Here is a 14863-nt window from a genome sequence, read left to right as displayed (position 1 = left end):
CTGTTCGGCGCATGCGCTTCTCCCATGAACGCGGTGAACATCGCCTTCGGATCCCGCAGCGTCGCGGACTACGAGGCCGTGACAGAACAAGTCAGGCGCGGCGGTTACCGGCTCCACAGTGAGGTCACGGTCGCCCCGGCCCGCGCCCGCTATCTCCTCGGCCCGGACGACCTCAGCGTCGAACTGCTGACCATCCCGGACGGGGACCTGGAAAAGGCACACGGATACGAGCCGACCTCCGCCTGACAACGGACCACGCGGTCGCCCCCTCACACCGGCGCCGCACCCAGCCGCCGTCACCCCGGCCCCGCCGAGCAGACGCCGACCGCCCCCGCCGCTGCGGGCGAGGCGGTCACGCGCGAGGCCGGGACGGACATCACCTCGCGCCCGGCCGCCGCCGGCGACACAGCAACAACCCGATCAACAGGTCCCCGCCTGCGAAGGACCACGTCCAAGAAGAGGCCCACCATGCCCACCCAGCACAGCCACCCCGGCACCGACGCCGTGCCGAACACCGTCGACACCCTTCCGCACCTGCCCCCAGGATTCACCGACACCTTCACCAGCCGCATCGTCGACGTCGACGGTGTCGCGGTGCACGCCGTCGTCGGCGGAGAAGGCCCGCCGCTGCTCCTGCTCCCCGCCTGGCCCCAGTTCTGGTACGGCTGGCGCCTGGTGATGCCCGCACTCGCCGAACACTTCACCGAGGAAGCCCCGGACGCCATCGCGAAGGCACTCCTCAACTTCTTCCGCTGATGAACGACACGCACGCCGGTTGCGCGGTACGGGGACTTTGGGCGAGGTGGGAGGCGTGTGACGGCACGATGTGATCAATCGTGCTCGGTAAGGACCTCCTGGAACGTGTCTGAGGCTGTCTGGCGGCTTCCGACCGACCTCCGGGAGGTCCTCATGTCGACTGACGAACCCGCGCGCCCGCCTATGGCAGGCGCATCCGATCGCCGACGAGGGCGCGGAATCCTTCCCGGTTCGACGTTCGGGTCGCGGCCTGACCTGCTCGGTCGCCGGTCCCCACCTGCCGTGGTGGAAGCCGTTGGCACAACTGGCCAGGTGACAATGGCGCTTGACGGAGGGACAGGAGGTGGCGGGCGGTTCCGCCCGAACCGTTGACGCCTTGGGGAGGTTCAGCCCATCATCGGGCCACTCGATGTCATCGATGACACAAGTCAACGATGACATCCCGGTTCGGCGCAGTGGGACGACTGCGCCGCCCGGGCATCACTTTTGGTCGGCCACGCCAGAACCGCAGGCTCCGCGTCGTGGACGTCCGAGACACAGGAGACACCATGAGCTCTGGACGTGCATCCCGGCATGCCCATATACGAATGATCGCTGCGGTGGCAACCGTCTGCGCCCTGTCCGCAGCCCCACTGACACCCCGAGCCGTAGCCGCCGACACCCCGCCGTACTCCGAGACCTACCGGCCCCAGTTCCACTTCACTCCGGAGAAGAACTGGATGAACGACCCCAACGGCCTCGTGTATTACGAGGGCGAGTACCACCTCTTCTACCAGTACAACCCGAACGGGAACTCCTGGGGCGACATGTCCTGGGGGCACGCGGTGAGCGAGGACCTCGTGCACTGGAAGGAGCTGCCGCTCGCCCTGTCGCACGACGACGAGGAGATGGTGTTCTCCGGCAGCGCGGTCGTCGACCGGGACAACACCACCGGCTTCGGCACGAAGGAGAACCCGGCCATGGTGGCGATCTACACGAGCCACGCCAAGGACACAGGCATCCAGGCCCAGTCGCTCGCCTACAGCACCGACCGCGGCCGGACCTGGACCAAGTACCAGGGCAACCCCGTCCTCGACATCGGCTCCAGGGAGTTCCGCGACCCCAAGGTCCAGTGGTACGCGCCGACCAAGAGCTGGCTGATGACGGTGTCACTGTCCACAGAGCACAAGGTGCGGTTCTACTCGTCGAAGAACCTCAAGGACTGGGAGCTGCGGAGCGAGTTCGGGCCGGCCGGCGCGACGGGCGGGGTGTGGGAGTGCCCCGACCTGTTCCCCCTCGCGGTCGACGGGGACGAGAACAACATCAAGTGGGTCCTGGTCGTCAACATCAACCCCGGGGGTATCGCGGGCGGTTCGGCCGCCCAGTACTTCGTCGGCGACTTCGACGGCAAGAAGTTCACCGCCGACGACAGGGGCACCTACACCCCGCCCACCGGCACGGTGACGCAGGACTTCGAGGGCACCGACTTCGGTGCGTGGGCCACGACCGGCACCGCCTTCGGCGACGGACCGGCGGCCGGGGCGCTGGCCGGGCAGCAGACCGTCGACGGCTTTGACGGCAAGGGTCTCGCCAACAGCTTCCACTCGGGCGACGGCACCACCGGCACCCTCACCTCACCCGAATTCACGGTCGACAGCTCCTACCTGAACTTCAAGGTCGGCGGCGGACGCCACCCGCACGAGCCCGGAACCCTCCTGGAACAGGGCCCGCCGCCTGCGGGGACGGTTCTCGCCGACTTCGAGGGCGGCAGCTACGGCGGCTGGACGACGACCGGAGAAGCCTTCGGCTCGGCCCCGGCCGCCGGCACCCTCCCCCACCAGCAGGAAGTCTCCGGGTTCCTGGGCGGCGGCCTGGTCAACAGCTACCTGGACGGCGACGCCACCACCGGCACCCTCACCTCGCCCGAGTTCACCGTCGACAAGGAGCACATCAACTTCCTCATCGGCGGCGGCAACCACCCCACCGGCTACGCCGACCCCACCGCCATGGAACTCGTCGTCGACGGCGAAGTGGTGCGCAGCGCCACCGGAAAGGACGCCGAGGTTCTCGACTGGGCTTCCTGGGACGTGGGTGATCTCGCCGGCAGGCAGGCGCGGATCAGGATCGTCGACGACAACACCGGCGGCTGGGGCCACCTCAACGTCGACCACATCATGCTCTCCGACACCAAGGCCCAGCCCGTCTCCCGGGAGACGTCCGTCAACCTCATCGTCGACGGCCAGGTCGTCCGCAGCGCCACCGGCGCCAACAGCGAGACCCTGGACTGGGCCTCCTTCGACCTGCGCCCCTACGCGGGCAGGAGGGCGAAGATCCAGCTCGTCGACCTGAACAGCGCCGGCTGGGGCCACATCCTGGCCGACCGGTTCACCGAAGCCGACACCGCCGCGAAGTCCGTCGTGCAGCGCGCCGACTGGGCCGACTACGGCAAGGACTACTACGCGGCCGTGTCGTGGGAGGACGCCCCGGACGGCAAGCGGTACATGGTCGGCTGGATGAACAACTGGGACTACAGCGGCGCCGTCCCCACCTCGCCCTGGCGCGGCGCGCAGAGCGTCCCCCGGGAGATGGCCCTGCGCACGGTCGACGGCCGGATCCGCCTGATCAGCAAGCCGGTCGACGGCCTGGAGTCCCTCCGGCAGCCGCACGCGGTGTCCGCGTCCGGCGTCGCCGTCAGGGACACCTCCGAGCCCCTGATCGGCCCCGCGGCCGAGGGCGGAGCCCTCGACATCGAGGCGACCTTCTCCCTTGAGGACGCCGACCGCTTCGGCCTCAAGGTCCGTACGGGCGCGAACGGCGAGGAGACCGTCATCGGCTACGACACCACGACCGAGGAGCTGTACGTCGACCGCACCCGTTCCGGCGCCGTGGACTTCAACAGCACCTTCCCCGGCGTCCAGACAGCGCCGCTGAAGGCCGAGAACGGCAAGGTCGAGCTGCGGATCCTCGTCGACTGGTCGTCCGTCGAGGTCTTCGGCGGCAGCGGCGAGGCCGTGATCACCGACCAGCTCTTCCCCGACCCCGCCAGCCAGGGCGTGCAGGTCTTCGCCGAGAACGGCACCGTGAAGCTGGACAAGGCCGTCGTCTGGCACCTCGACTCCGCCCACGACTGATCCCGACACGAGGGCACGGAGGACGAGGCCGACCGCCTGATCCTCAGCACACCCAGGACACGCGCGAGGAGTACGTCTCCGTTCCGGCCCCCCCTTGATCCCGTGATGTCGACCGTGGCCGGCCCACCTCGCGGGCCGGCCATCACCCGCTGAGCCGTACGGGCATACGGGCATACGGGCAGACACGTTCCTTGGACGAGAGACGCGGAAAACCGGCTTCACAAGGGCCCGTCGATCCCCGGCCCGGAACGCTTCGTCACAGGGACAGCCCCGCTCACGCCGGGCCGGACAGTCTCTGCCGCAGGGTGTCGTTGTCGTCGTGATGGACGACCTCGTCGAAGCGCAGCCGCAGCCCGTGCTTGGCCAGCAGGGCGGCCACGATCGCGTCGAGCTGTTCGCGGTGTTCCCGGGTGCGGGCCTGTACGTACGCCTCGCGCACCTCGTCGGGTTCGTCGGCGAGGACCTGGTCCATGCGCTCGCGGATGTACCGCTTGAGGTTGATGTGCTCCATGAACACCTCGGTGATGCCGGCCTCGACGAGCTGCCCGAAGAGGTGGTCCAGGAGTTCGGGCTGGGTGGCGAAGTGGGGCAGGAGCGGGCCGACGAAGGCGAAGGTGGGGATGCCGGCCTCGCGTAGTTCCGTGAGGGTGCGCAGGCGGCGGGAGGCGAGCGGGGCGCGTACCTCCAGCCAGCGGCTGACCTTGTCGTCGGCGGTGGTCACGGTCATGCCGACCTCGGCCCGGGGCAGGCCGGTGAGCAGGTCGATGTCGCGGGTGACGACGGGCGACTTGGTCAGGATGCGGACCAGGCCCGGGTACTCGACGGTCTTCAGTTCGCGCAGGATGCCGCGGGTGAGACGGTACTTCGTCTCGTGGCCCTGGTAGGGGTCGGTGACCGAGCTGAGCAGCATCGTGCCGCGGCGCTTGTGCTCGGGCATCCGGGCCAGCTCTTCGCGGGCCAGGTCGACGGCGTTCTTCTTCACGTACAGGTAGTCGCCCCACTCCTTGGCCGACCGGCCGAACCGCCGCCCGGCGAAGGAGGCGAAGCAGTACGCGCAGCCCAGAACACAGCCGGTGTAGGGGTTGATCACGTAGTCGTTCGACGGGGTCTTCGACTTCTGGATCAGGGTCCTGGCCTCGATCTCGACCGGTTCCATGACGGGCTTCCTCTCTGCTGTCGGCCGCCCGTGCCCGGGGCGGCCTCGTTCCTGTGCCGTGTGTGGGGCGAGGCGACTGAACGCCAGACCTGTATCACGGGGAACAATAATCCGCAGAAGTTGATTCCATGGAATCTAAATGGTTTGCTGGGTGCGCGGTCGATCCGGGGCCTCGCCCGCCCGTCCGTCCGCCTGTCTGCCCCCTCCGGGAGGCGGGCCCTGTGGACCGTTCCAGTGGGGCGCGGTAATCGCCCTCCGGATCAAGTGCGTCCTGAAGAGTCACGTTTGTTCTGATATTGGACTGGCAAGGAGTGAGTGTCATGACCGTTCCCGCCTTCAACTCGGTCGCCTGGTTCGAGTTCGGCACCGACCAGCCGGAGAAGGTCAAGGAGTTCTACGGCGAGCTCTTCGACTGGAACTACGTCCCCAACACCAACACCCCGGGTGTCACCTATCACTCGGTGATGCCGCCCGGTGCCCAGCGACCGGCGGGCGGCGTGTGGGAGTCCGAGGGCGGGTTTCCCGACTACGCGATCTTCTACGTCCTCGTGCAGGACGTCACCGCGACCGTCGAGCGCGCCGGCGAACTCGGCGCCGAGGTGCTCATGGAGCCGGTCTCCGACTCCGCGGGCTTCCGCTTCGCCCGGCTGCGGGACACGGCCGGCAACCACTTCGGCGTGTTCTCCGCACCCGCCGCGCCCTGACCGGCCGCGCGGACCGCCGCACCGCACAGCCGCCGGACGGTCTGTGCCGCAGCACGGCCGACCGCCCTTCTCCTTCCGCCCCTTCCCCTGCCGGATCCACTCGCAGGGCTCGCGTACTCACTGTTCCCGACCGGGAGGCCCCCGATGTCCGCCACCAGCGCCACCAGCGAAAAGATCCCCGTCCGCGTCTACGGCGGCCCGACCACCCTGATCGAGTACGGCGGGCTCAGGTTCGTCACCGACCCCACCTTCGACCCGCCCGGCGAGTACCCCATGCCCCTCCCCGGCGACCACAAGCTCGTCAAGACCGACCCGTCGCCCGTCACCGCCGCCGATCTGGGCGGCGTCGACGCCATCCTGCTCTCCCACGACACGCACGACGACAACCTCGACCACGCCGGCCGCGCCTTCCTGTCCGAGGTCCCCGTCGTCTTCACCACGGAAAGCGGCGCCGGTCGCCTCGGAGGCAACGCGCACGGCCTCGCCTTCTGGGAGACCGCCGAGCTCTGGCGGCCCGACGGCGGCACCGTGACCGTCACGGGCGTGCCCGCCCGGCATGGCCCCGTCGGCTGCGAACCGGTCACCGGCGACGTCGTCGGCTTCGTGCTCACCTCCGACGACCTGCCCCCGGTCTACGTCAGCGGCGACAACGCCGCCCTGGAGCACGTCAAGGAGATCGCCGGAAGGTTCGCTGCCGTCGACACCGCGGTCCTCTTCCTCGGCGGCGCCCGCATGGACTTCGCCTTCGACAACGCCCTGCTCACCCTCGACAGCGCCCAGGGCGCCGAGGCCGCGCAGATACTCGGCGCCCGCCGGGTCGTCCCCGCCCACTTCGACAGCTGGGCCCACTTCAAGGAAGGCCGAAGCGACATCGAGGCCGCGTTCACCGAAGCAGGCCTCACCGACCGCCTCGACTTCGCCCGATAGACACCGACCCCCCTTTCCGCCCTCCGCACAAAGATCCAGGAGCACACGACATGACCAGCGTGAACATCGACATCGCCCGTACCTACTTCCAGGCCGTCCAGACCGGAGACATGGCCGCTCTCGGCGAACTCCTCGACGCCGACATCGTCTGGCACCAGCCCGGCGCCAACCAGTTCTCCGGCGAACACAAGGGACAGGGCGCCGTCTTCCAGATGCTCGGCAGCATGATGGAGACCAGCCGGGGCACCTTCGCCATCGAGAAGATCCACACCCTCATGGGCAACGGTGACCTGGTCGCCGCCACCATCCACTTCACCGGCCGACAGGGTGACGCGTCGATGAGCATGGACGGCGTCGACCTCCTGCGCATCGAGAACGGCAAGATCACCGAGATGTGGCTCTTCTCCGCCGATCCGGCCGCCGAAGACGCCTTCTGGGGCTAGAACCCGTGGTGCCCGGGGCCGACTCGCCCCGGGCGCCCACGAGTCGATCCGTACCCACACGAAAGGCGCTCGCATGCGGAAGATGGCCGAGGAGCAGTGGCGGACGTTCGTCGCGCACGGCACCCGCACCGGCAAGCTGTCGACCGTCCGCGCCGACGGCAGCCCCCACGTGACACCGGTCTGGTTCCTTGTCGACGGCGACGACATCGTGCTCACCACGGAGAAGGACGGGGTCAAGGGCCGCAACCTCGCCCGCGACGGACGGTTCGCCCTCTGCGTCGACGAGGACCGGCCCCCGTACGCGTTCGTCCTCCTCCAGGGGCGCGCGACGATCTCCGAGGACCCGGATGGCATGCTGCGCTGGGGCGGTCTCCTGGGTGCCCGATACATGGGTGACGACCGTACCGAGGAGTACGCCGCACGCACGGCGGCCCCGGCAACCTCCTCGTCCGGGGCCGCATCGACAAGGTCATCGCCTTCGCCGGTATCGCCGACTGAACAGTGGGCTGCTGGGCCGGGGCCGGGGGGCCGTGTTCATCCGGCCCCGGCCGGTCAACCCACGGGCACTGCCGAGCCGTCGCGGCTCACGATGCCGGCCGGCCGGGCTGCTTCGGCGCCCGCACGGCCGGCACCGGCGTCTGCGCGGCGGCCTTCCGCTCCGCGTCCAGGGCACGTCCGGCCGCCCGCAGGGTGCTGAGGACCGCCGTCACCTCGCGTACGGACTTCTCGGGAATCACCGACCCGATACGCAGTTCCAGCTCCTCCTCGAAGACCTTCAGAGCCCCGTCCACCAGCTTCCGTCCCTCGGGCGTCAGCTCGACGATCGAGGAACGGCGGTCGTTCGGATTGGCCCGCCGCTCACACAGGCCCGCCGCCTCAAGGCGATCGACCACCTTGCTCGTGCCGCCCACCGTGATCGAGAACTTCTCCGCGATGTCCTGGATCCGTCGCCCGGGCTGCCGCAGCAGCAGGTGCAGCACCTCGAACGAGGTCAGCGGCAGGTCGTACTCCGCCCGCAAACGCCCCTCGATGCCGTCCCACAGCTCGATCTCCAGCGAGATCAGCTCCCGGTACAGCAGCTTCAGGTCGGCGTCGGCCATCACTCGTCTTCCGAAGAATCATCTTCCATGGACAGTTAATTGTAGGCTACTGCCAACTCCAGCTCTGAGGATCGGAGTTGGCATCCCTCCCGTCCTCGGCGCGTCGGCCCGCAACTTGAGCGTACTGGGCCATGGCCGCACCGGCCGGAAGGCTCCCGACCCGTTGGCCTGGCACACCTGTCGGAACGGGATGCCGCCTGAACGGGAATCGTCTCTCCGGACCGGCATGATCGGCATACCTTCGATCGCACTGTGTCTGGGACCCTGACCGGCGGTGTCGATGTCGACCTACCGCGCGGTGGCACCTTCGGGATCGGGAGACCTTGGAGCTCAGGCCTGAGCAGTCGGGGGTCTGGTTCGAAGGCCGCCGAGACAGCTGGGGCTGAGCCAGGCGCGGCTCGCGGAGCCGGCCCGGGTCGGCACGCGAAGCATCCGCGACATCGAGCACGGCCGGGCACGCCCGCCGCGCAGCCCCTCGGTGCTCAGACTGATCGCCGCACTCAGGCCGGAGGCCGAACCGGAGCCGCGCGGTCGGCGCGCAACCGTGCCGCCGTACGGGAAGCCGCCGCCGGCCTCTTCGCCGAGCACGGGGTGGAAGCGGTCTCCATGGATCAGGTGGCCGAGGTCGCCGGCGTCGGCAAGGGCACCCTGTACCGACGCTTCGGCGACAAGTCCGGGCCGGCCGCCGCGCTGCTCGACACCCGGGAACGCGTACCGCAGGAGGCGGATTTCCGCCGCTTCACGGCAGGACGGCCCGCCCGGGTGGGCCGTACGGGCCGGAGTGCGGCGTGTCCGCGTCGGTGTCGGGGGGCAGCCCTCGGCGGCCTGTATAAGGAGGCCACCGGCGCGATCATGCGGAGAGCGGGGCTGCCGCGGCAGCGCGGAAGCGGATGGATCCGGAGGTCGGGAACATGAGCGGTGGCGCCTGGACCATTGTGGCGGTGGCGGGTGTCACCGCCGCCTACGCACTGGGCTCGCGTCGGCTGTCCTCGACGCCGCTGTCGTCGGCGATCGTGTTCGTCGGCTCCGGGATCCTCCTCGGCCCGGCCGCGCTCGACATCGTCGACCTGGAGCAGGACGCCGCCCCGATCATCGCGCTCCTCGAAACCGCCCTGGCGCTCGTGCTGTTCACCGACGCCATGACCGTCCGCAGGCGTGACCTGGTGACCGGCGGCTTTCTGCCGGGCCGTCTGCTGGGCATCGGGCTGCCGCTGAGCATCGGGGCGGGCTGGCTGCTCGCCTGGCTCCTGCTGCCGGGGCTGACGGTGTGGGAGCTCGCACTGGTCGCCGCCATCCTCGCCCCCACCGACGCGGCTCTCGGAAGCACCGCCCTCTCCCATCCACGCGTCCCGGCGCTGGTCCGGCACGGCCTGAACGTCGAGAGCGGCCTGAACGACGGCATGGTGCTGCCCTTCTTCGTCCTGTTCCTGGCGGCCATCCCGGGCACGCACTACGCGGAGGAGGGCGTCGCGGGTGTCTTCTGGCGCGCACTCGTCCTGAGCACCGTGCTGGGTCTCCTGGTCGGCGGGCTCGGTGGCCGGCTGCTGCAATGGTCCCGGGCCAGGGGATGGGTGACGGGGGAGTGGGGGCAGGCCTATCCGCTGGCCCTGGCGGCAGCGTCGTACGAACTCGCCGTCGTGACGGACGGCAGCGGCTTCATCGCCGCCTGGGTCGCCGGATTCGCCTTCGGGTTCGCCCTGCGCCGCCACCGGACCGGCCACGAGCGGGAAGACCCGGACCGCACAGCCGAGTTCGCCGAGAACCTCGGAGGGCTCCTGGCGTCGATCAGCCTTCTGGTCTTCGGGGCGGTGCTGCTCGGCCCCGCGCTGGAGCACCTGAGCTGGCGGATCGTCCTGTACGCGGTGCTCAGCCTCACCCTCGTCAGGATGCTTCCGGTGGCCCTGTCCCTCGCCGGGAGCGGGCTGCGGCTGCCCACGGTGGCGTACGTCGGGTGGTTCGGGCCGCGCGGCCTCGCGTCCGTCGTGCTGGCGCTGCTCGTGGTGGAGGAGCATGTCCCCGGAGTGCAACTGCTGGGCAGGGTGGTCGCGGTCACCGTAGGCCTCAGCGTCCTCCTGCACGGTGTCTCCGCCGTGGCCCTCGCCGAGCGGTACGGCCGCTGGCTCGGGAGGACCGCGGCGACCACGCGCGACCTGCGCGAGGGCGCACCCGTACCGACGAGTCCCGTGCGTCGTGGGCCGCCCGGTCCCCCCGACGAGCCCGGGAGATGAGGAGGCGGGGAAGCCGGTGGGGCGCCCGCGCCGAGGTCAGGAGGCCAGGACCTTCTGCTTGGCGTGCTGGAACTCCGTCTCGGTGAGGACACCCCTGCTCTTGAGTTCCGAGAGCTTGGTCAGCTCGTCCGCGGGGCCGTCGGTGCCCGCGCGTCCCTGGAAGTACGCGTCGAGCGATTCCTGCCGTGCCCTGGCGGCCTGGTGTTCCCGCTTGCCCATGTCACGGCCCCGGGCGACCAGGTACACGAAGATACCGAGGAACGGCATGATGATCATGAAGAAGGTCCACCCCGTCTTCCCCCAGCCGCTCAGCGAGTCGTCGCGGAAGACATCGCCGAGGACGCGGAACAGCAGGGTGATCCACATGATCCACAGGAAGATCCACATCATCGTCCAGAACGCGCCCAGGAGTGGGTAGTCGTATGCCAGGTACAGGTTGTCGCTCATGGTCGTCCTCCTGCTCGTGCCGTGCCTCGCGGCGCGACGGTCGTCCTTGGCCCCCTGCACGCGTTACGCGTTCAGGGCACGGACCCGGCCGGTGTGTACGGCGTCGGTGAGTGCTTGATGGTCGTGTTCGTTCTGGTCGGCGTAGCGTTCGGCGAAGACGGCGAGCGCGCGATCGAAGACGTCGCCGCCGCCGAGGTAGGCGCCGATGGCGACGCGGTCCCCGGATCTGGCGTGGGCGCGGGCGAGGGTGGCGCCGCACAGTTCACCGAAGGCGCGCATGTCCTTGGGGGTCATGAGCTGGGGTGCGGCGATGCCTTTCCAGTCCCGCAACTGGCGTACGTAGAAGTCGCGTCGGCGTCCGTCGATCCCGGTGACGCGTGCCCAGCCCAGGAAGATGTCACCGGCGGCCTGCATGAGACGCTGCCCCGCGACGACCCGATGGCCCTGGTTGTCGTAGGTGCTCGCCCCGGCGAACGGGGCCAGCACGGACCGGTCGGCCTCCTTGGCCTGGAGCAGCAGCGGATCCTCGTCGTCCCTGCCGAGCAGCAGGATGATCCAGCAGCGGGTGCCGACGCTGCCGACCCCGACCACCTTGCGGGCCATGTCGACGACCCGGTACTGCCGCAGCAGATGGCGCCGGTCGGACTCCAGGCTGTGACCGTAGCGCTGGATCAGCTCGCGCAACTGCTCCTCCAGGGCGTCGCGTTCGACGTCCGGCAGCAGATCCTGGAGCGGCACGATCAGGGGCGGGTCAGGGGTGATCCTGCGCTGGCCGTCGACCACCCGCGTGAGCTTTTCGAACGCCTGGAGGCTGTCGCGGCCCCGCGCCTTGGCCATGGCACGCCGGGCGCGCTCGCGGGCCCGCGCCCCCACCTTCCGGTCCGCCAGCTCCCACAGCACGTCCGTGTCGGCCTTGCTGTACCAGACGGCGAGGTGACCCAGGCCGGCGAAGTGGCGCATCCGCTCGCGGTAGGACCGTACGGCGGTCCGTACGACGGCGGACCGTTCGGCCTCCGTGTAGCCGTTCTCGCGTCCGGCGATGGCCAGGCTGGCGGCCAGCCGTTTGACGTCCCACTCCCAGGGGCCGGGCAGGGTCTCGTCGAAGTCGTTGATGTCGAACATCAGGTGCCGCTCGGGCGAGGCGAGCAGCCGGAAGTTCAGCAGATGCGCGTCACCGCACAGTTGCGCGGTGAATCCCGAGCGCGGAGTGTCGGCCAGGTCGCCGGCCATGATGGCGGCGGCACCCCGGTAGAACCGGAAGGGGGACTCCAGCATCCGGCCGTAGCGGATGGGCACGAGTTCCGGCAGCCGGGCGGCCGACTGCGCCTCGATGACGCCCACCGGGTCCGGCCGCTTCGCCGACGGCCGGTAGTCCGCGTGAGCGGAGCGCGGAGCGTCCGCCCGCGCCGCCCGGCCCAGCGCCGCTCGCTCCTTCGGATGCCCTTCGCCGACCTGGTCGGCCATGACGCCACCTCCTGAACGGAGCCGGCCCTGGGGCCTCTGCCCCGGCCCGGGCCCGTTTTCGGCCCTCCCACGGTTCCACAACCCGCACCGGGCGGCATCTCGAGGTGCGCGGCGCATCCCGCGGGACGAGATTGGAAGTAGCCCGACCGGCCCGACGACGCACGCACGATCGAGTTGGGGCCGTACGACACGAAGGAGCCTGCGATGGCCAGTCATGCGAGTGGGAACCGCTCAGGTGCGGCGGTACGGAGTTCGGCGAGGACCGGGATCGGGATCGGCAGCGGCTGGCTGGTCTTCGCGGGTGTCCTGATGATCTTCGGCGGCCTGATGACGCTTCTCGCGGGCATCGCCGCGATCGCCAAGGACGACGTGTTCGTCACCACCCGCAACTACGTGTACGAGTTCGACATCACCGGGTGGGGCTGGCTGCATCTGATCATGGGCGTGGTCATCACTCTCGCCGGTGTCGCCCTGTTCCAGGGAGCCACCTGGGCGAGGGTCGTCGGCGTGGGGCTGGCCGGCCTGGCCATGCTCGCGAACTTCCTCTGGATCCCGTACGCGCCCCTCTGGGCCGTCGTCCTGATCGCGATCAACGGCTTCGTGATCTGGGCACTGTGCACGGCTCCCAGCCCGTCGGAGCGATGAGGCGGGGACGGCTCGGTCCCGGCCGTTCTACGGCTACGGCTACGGCTACCGCTACCGCGCCTGCTGCCGCGACGAGTCCGTTGGCGGCAGGACGGTGTTCCGCGCACCGGCAGGACGACGCGCGCCTTCGCGGAACTCTCGGCAGTGCCTGCCGTGGGTGCCATGCGTGAATCGTCCCGGCGGGTTCTGTGGGGTGAACCGCGGCCTGCCGGGGAGTCCACCGACCGGTGGACTCCCCGGCAGACGGGCAGAGCGCCGAGGTCAGCGGTGTGCGAACTGGACCCGTGTCGGCTGTACGACATCCGGGCGCAGGGCGATTCCGTTGACGGTCAGTTGCTGACCGTAGATGTCGGTGAGCCTGAGCGCGCCGCCGCACCCGCTGCCATTCGGGGAGAGGAAGTAGTTGTAGCCGGTGCGGGCGAGCTTGCGCCAGCCGTTGCCGGAGCGGACCTCCAGACGGGCGAGCGGGTTGCGGTGGCCCAGTGCCTGGATGCCGCACCAGTAGCGGCTGGAGCCGTTCTTGTAACGGATCGAGACCTTGGGCGCCGCGCTGGGGCTCACCAGGCTCCAACTGATCGAGGTCCGGCCGGTCGAGACGGGGACCAGTTTGGCGAAGGCCTGTTCGCTCAGGTCGAGTTGCCGGGGTGCGCAGGGCAGGGGGCACTCGTTGGTGATCTTGACCGTGACGGATCTGCCGTTCGACGCGCGGACGAGCACGTACGCCCCGCAGGCCTTCGACGTCTCGTAGTCGGTGGTGTTCATGGCCGCGATCATCATGTTGGCGCTCGGGCCGTACGAGCAGGCGCCGTCCCCCACCCCGGCCCTGTAGACGGTGGCGACCCCCTTGTAGGTGACCTTGGGCCGGATCCGTCCGGCCAGCGGCGCCGTGGGAGCGGCCTTCTTCGGGGCCGGAGTCTTCTGGGCGGTGGCTGCGGGCGGGGCGGCGACCTGAGTGGCTTCGGCCCTGCTGCCGGGCTGCACGGCCACGATCAGCCAGACCAGAAGTCCCGTGACGGCCAATGCCGCGGTGGTGCCCATCATCAGCCCGCGCCCAGTCCTGCGGTGCCGCGCAGTCTGCCTTGTTTCCTGCATGTCCATCCGATCGGGAGGGGGTGTTGCGCTCCTCGGTCGCCGCAGGAGGCGGAAAGGTTGCCGCAGTCGGCCCAGGGATCTTCTCGGTCGGCCCCGGGCGACTCAGTACGCGAGCACGCGCCCGGCCGGCAGCCCGGGGCTGACGAGGCCGCTCTCGTAGGCGATCGTGACCAGATGGGCGCGGGAGGAGGCGCCGAGCTTTCGCAGGATCCGGTTCACATGGGACTTGACGGTGAGCGGGCTGATGCCGAGAAGCTGTGCCAGCGTCCTGGTGTCCGGCTGGGTGGCCATCAGGGCGAGGACCTGGCGCTCCCTCGTGGAGAGCTGGCCCAGCACCGGAGTCGGTGGGGCGGCGGGGATCCTCGTGGTGGTGGACGGCGAGGAGATGACCGTTCCGCCCTGGCTTATCAGTGCCAGTGCGGCCACGAAGGGGGCCGCCTCGATACGGGGGTCGAGGACGCCGGTGACTCCGACTCGCAGGAGGGAACCGGTCTCCTCGGCGGGGATGTCGCCGATGACGGCGACCGGGCTGTGGGCGGCGGCGCGGCCCAGGGACAGCAGTGTCGTGGTCCCGGGGGAGGGGGTCAGGGCCGCGGCGTCGATGAGGAGGATGTCGGGCCGCAGGGAAGGGAGTTGGGCCAGCGCGTGGGTGAGGTCGGGGATCTTGGCCTGGACGGTCAGGAGGGCGGAACCCTCGATGACGCGTGCGTAGGCGTCGCGCGTGAGAGCGGCGCCGGCCGTCAGGAGTACCCGGTGCATTCGTTCGTCCCTTGGGTCGCCGTGGGGAGGGA

At 69.8% G+C, this 14863-nt stretch carries 15 protein-coding genes and 1 pseudogene; 10 read left to right on the top strand and 6 right to left on the bottom strand.

Annotated features, from left to right (window positions below; genetic code table 11):
- The first annotated feature begins 24 nt into the window (after positions 1–24).
- From IEY89_RS09170 to IEY89_RS09160, 3 genes are all read left to right on the top strand, one after another.
- Positions 25–246 (top strand): hypothetical protein, encoded by a 222-nt coding sequence (locus IEY89_RS09170; protein ID WP_189146785.1) that lies wholly within the window; start codon positions 25–27, stop codon positions 244–246.
- A 222-nt stretch (positions 247–468) separates the two neighbouring features.
- The gene (locus tag IEY89_RS09165) at positions 469–756 is read left to right on the top strand and encodes a hypothetical protein (protein ID WP_308437425.1); all 288 of its coding nucleotides are present in this window, start codon (positions 469–471) and stop codon (positions 754–756) included.
- 548 nt (positions 757–1304) lie between these two features.
- Complete coding sequence (locus tag IEY89_RS09160) at positions 1305–3866, top strand: GH32 C-terminal domain-containing protein (RefSeq protein ID WP_189146784.1); 2562 nt, start codon at positions 1305–1307, stop codon at positions 3864–3866.
- A gap of 274 nt (positions 3867–4140) precedes the next feature.
- On the opposite strand, the gene IEY89_RS09155 is transcribed toward IEY89_RS09160, so the two are convergent.
- Entirely contained in the window at positions 4141–5022 is an 882-nt protein-coding gene (locus IEY89_RS09155) for an SPL family radical SAM protein (RefSeq protein WP_189146783.1), read from the bottom strand.
- Positions 5023–5342: 320 nt separating this feature from the next.
- Between IEY89_RS09155 and IEY89_RS09150 the strand changes: the two genes are divergently transcribed.
- From IEY89_RS09150 to IEY89_RS09135, 4 genes and pseudogenes are all read left to right on the top strand, one after another.
- Positions 5343–5726 (top strand): VOC family protein, encoded by a 384-nt coding sequence (locus tag IEY89_RS09150; protein ID WP_189146782.1) that lies wholly within the window; start codon positions 5343–5345, stop codon positions 5724–5726.
- Between the two features lie 144 nt (positions 5727–5870).
- The gene (locus IEY89_RS09145) at positions 5871–6653 is read left to right on the top strand and encodes an MBL fold metallo-hydrolase (protein WP_189146781.1); all 783 of its coding nucleotides are present in this window, start codon (positions 5871–5873) and stop codon (positions 6651–6653) included.
- A 50-nt stretch (positions 6654–6703) separates the two neighbouring features.
- Positions 6704–7096: a nuclear transport factor 2 family protein gene (locus tag IEY89_RS09140; protein WP_189146780.1), complete on the top strand. Its 393-nt coding sequence runs from the start codon at positions 6704–6706 to the stop codon at positions 7094–7096.
- Between the two features lie 73 nt (positions 7097–7169).
- Positions 7170–7594 (top strand): annotated as a pseudogene (locus IEY89_RS09135) (PPOX class F420-dependent oxidoreductase).
- 86 nt (positions 7595–7680) lie between these two features.
- Here the strand turns inward: IEY89_RS09135 and IEY89_RS09130 are convergent.
- Complete coding sequence (locus IEY89_RS09130; protein WP_189146779.1) at positions 7681–8196, bottom strand: MarR family winged helix-turn-helix transcriptional regulator; 516 nt, start codon at positions 8194–8196, stop codon at positions 7681–7683.
- 606 nt (positions 8197–8802) lie between these two features.
- On the opposite strand from IEY89_RS09130, the gene IEY89_RS41885 reads away from it, so the two are divergent.
- Complete coding sequence (locus IEY89_RS41885) at positions 8803–9111, top strand: TetR family transcriptional regulator (RefSeq protein WP_373287212.1); 309 nt, start codon at positions 8803–8805, stop codon at positions 9109–9111.
- Complete coding sequence (locus IEY89_RS09120) at positions 9108–10424, top strand: cation:proton antiporter domain-containing protein (RefSeq protein ID WP_189146778.1); 1317 nt, start codon at positions 9108–9110, stop codon at positions 10422–10424. The genes IEY89_RS41885 and IEY89_RS09120 overlap by 4 nt, the downstream gene beginning before the upstream one ends.
- 36 nt (positions 10425–10460) lie before the next feature.
- On the opposite strand, the gene IEY89_RS09115 is transcribed toward IEY89_RS09120, so the two are convergent.
- Both IEY89_RS09115 and IEY89_RS09110 read right to left on the bottom strand, forming a co-directional pair.
- A complete protein-coding gene (locus tag IEY89_RS09115) occupies positions 10461–10871 on the bottom strand; it encodes an SHOCT domain-containing protein (protein WP_189146777.1) in 411 nt (136 codons plus the stop codon).
- Between the two features lie 63 nt (positions 10872–10934).
- Entirely contained in the window at positions 10935–12335 is a 1401-nt protein-coding gene (locus IEY89_RS09110) for a DUF2252 domain-containing protein (protein ID WP_189146776.1), read from the bottom strand.
- A 204-nt stretch (positions 12336–12539) separates the two neighbouring features.
- Here IEY89_RS09110 and IEY89_RS09105 point away from each other — a divergent pair, with 204 nt between their 5' ends.
- Complete coding sequence (locus tag IEY89_RS09105) at positions 12540–12980, top strand: DUF7144 family membrane protein (protein WP_373287211.1); 441 nt, start codon at positions 12540–12542, stop codon at positions 12978–12980.
- A 261-nt stretch (positions 12981–13241) separates the two neighbouring features.
- Here the strand turns inward: IEY89_RS09105 and IEY89_RS09100 are convergent, their stop codons facing one another.
- Both IEY89_RS09100 and IEY89_RS09095 read right to left on the bottom strand, forming a co-directional pair.
- Positions 13242–14021 (bottom strand): expansin EXLX1 family cellulose-binding protein, encoded by a 780-nt coding sequence (locus IEY89_RS09100; RefSeq protein WP_229695113.1) that lies wholly within the window; start codon positions 14019–14021, stop codon positions 13242–13244.
- 153 nt (positions 14022–14174) lie between these two features.
- Positions 14175–14831, bottom strand: coding sequence for a helix-turn-helix transcriptional regulator (locus tag IEY89_RS09095; RefSeq protein WP_189146774.1), 657 nt, complete (start codon positions 14829–14831; stop codon positions 14175–14177).
- Between the last annotated feature and the right edge of the window lie 32 nt (positions 14832–14863).

It is taken from the genome of Streptomyces lacrimifluminis (genome assembly GCF_014646095.1).
In the GTDB taxonomy this organism is placed as follows: Bacteria; Actinomycetota; Actinomycetes; order Streptomycetales; family Streptomycetaceae; genus Streptomyces; species Streptomyces lacrimifluminis.
This window is presented reverse-complemented; position numbering and strand designations above follow the sequence as displayed.

Coding starts and splice junctions, on each gene's coding strand:
- IEY89_RS09170 (WP_189146785.1), top strand. CDS start 25: ATGAACGCGGTGAACATCGCCTTCGGATCCCGCAGCGTCGCGGACTAC.
- IEY89_RS09165 (WP_308437425.1), top strand. CDS start 469: ATGCCCACCCAGCACAGCCACCCCGGCACCGACGCCGTGCCGAACACC.
- IEY89_RS09160 (WP_189146784.1), top strand. CDS start 1,305: ATGAGCTCTGGACGTGCATCCCGGCATGCCCATATACGAATGATCGCT.
- IEY89_RS09155 (WP_189146783.1), bottom strand. CDS start 5,022: ATGGAACCGGTCGAGATCGAGGCCAGGACCCTGATCCAGAAGTCGAAG.
- IEY89_RS09150 (WP_189146782.1), top strand. CDS start 5,343: ATGACCGTTCCCGCCTTCAACTCGGTCGCCTGGTTCGAGTTCGGCACC.
- IEY89_RS09145 (WP_189146781.1), top strand. CDS start 5,871: ATGTCCGCCACCAGCGCCACCAGCGAAAAGATCCCCGTCCGCGTCTAC.
- IEY89_RS09140 (WP_189146780.1), top strand. CDS start 6,704: ATGACCAGCGTGAACATCGACATCGCCCGTACCTACTTCCAGGCCGTC.
- IEY89_RS09130 (WP_189146779.1), bottom strand. CDS start 8,196: ATGGCCGACGCCGACCTGAAGCTGCTGTACCGGGAGCTGATCTCGCTG.
- IEY89_RS41885 (WP_373287212.1), top strand. CDS start 8,803: ATGGATCAGGTGGCCGAGGTCGCCGGCGTCGGCAAGGGCACCCTGTAC.
- IEY89_RS09120 (WP_189146778.1), top strand. CDS start 9,108: ATGAGCGGTGGCGCCTGGACCATTGTGGCGGTGGCGGGTGTCACCGCC.
- IEY89_RS09115 (WP_189146777.1), bottom strand. CDS start 10,871: ATGAGCGACAACCTGTACCTGGCATACGACTACCCACTCCTGGGCGCG.
- IEY89_RS09110 (WP_189146776.1), bottom strand. CDS start 12,335: ATGGCCGACCAGGTCGGCGAAGGGCATCCGAAGGAGCGAGCGGCGCTG.
- IEY89_RS09105 (WP_373287211.1), top strand. CDS start 12,540: ATGGCCAGTCATGCGAGTGGGAACCGCTCAGGTGCGGCGGTACGGAGT.
- IEY89_RS09100 (WP_229695113.1), bottom strand. CDS start 14,021: ATGATGGGCACCACCGCGGCATTGGCCGTCACGGGACTTCTGGTCTGG.
- IEY89_RS09095 (WP_189146774.1), bottom strand. CDS start 14,831: ATGCACCGGGTACTCCTGACGGCCGGCGCCGCTCTCACGCGCGACGCC.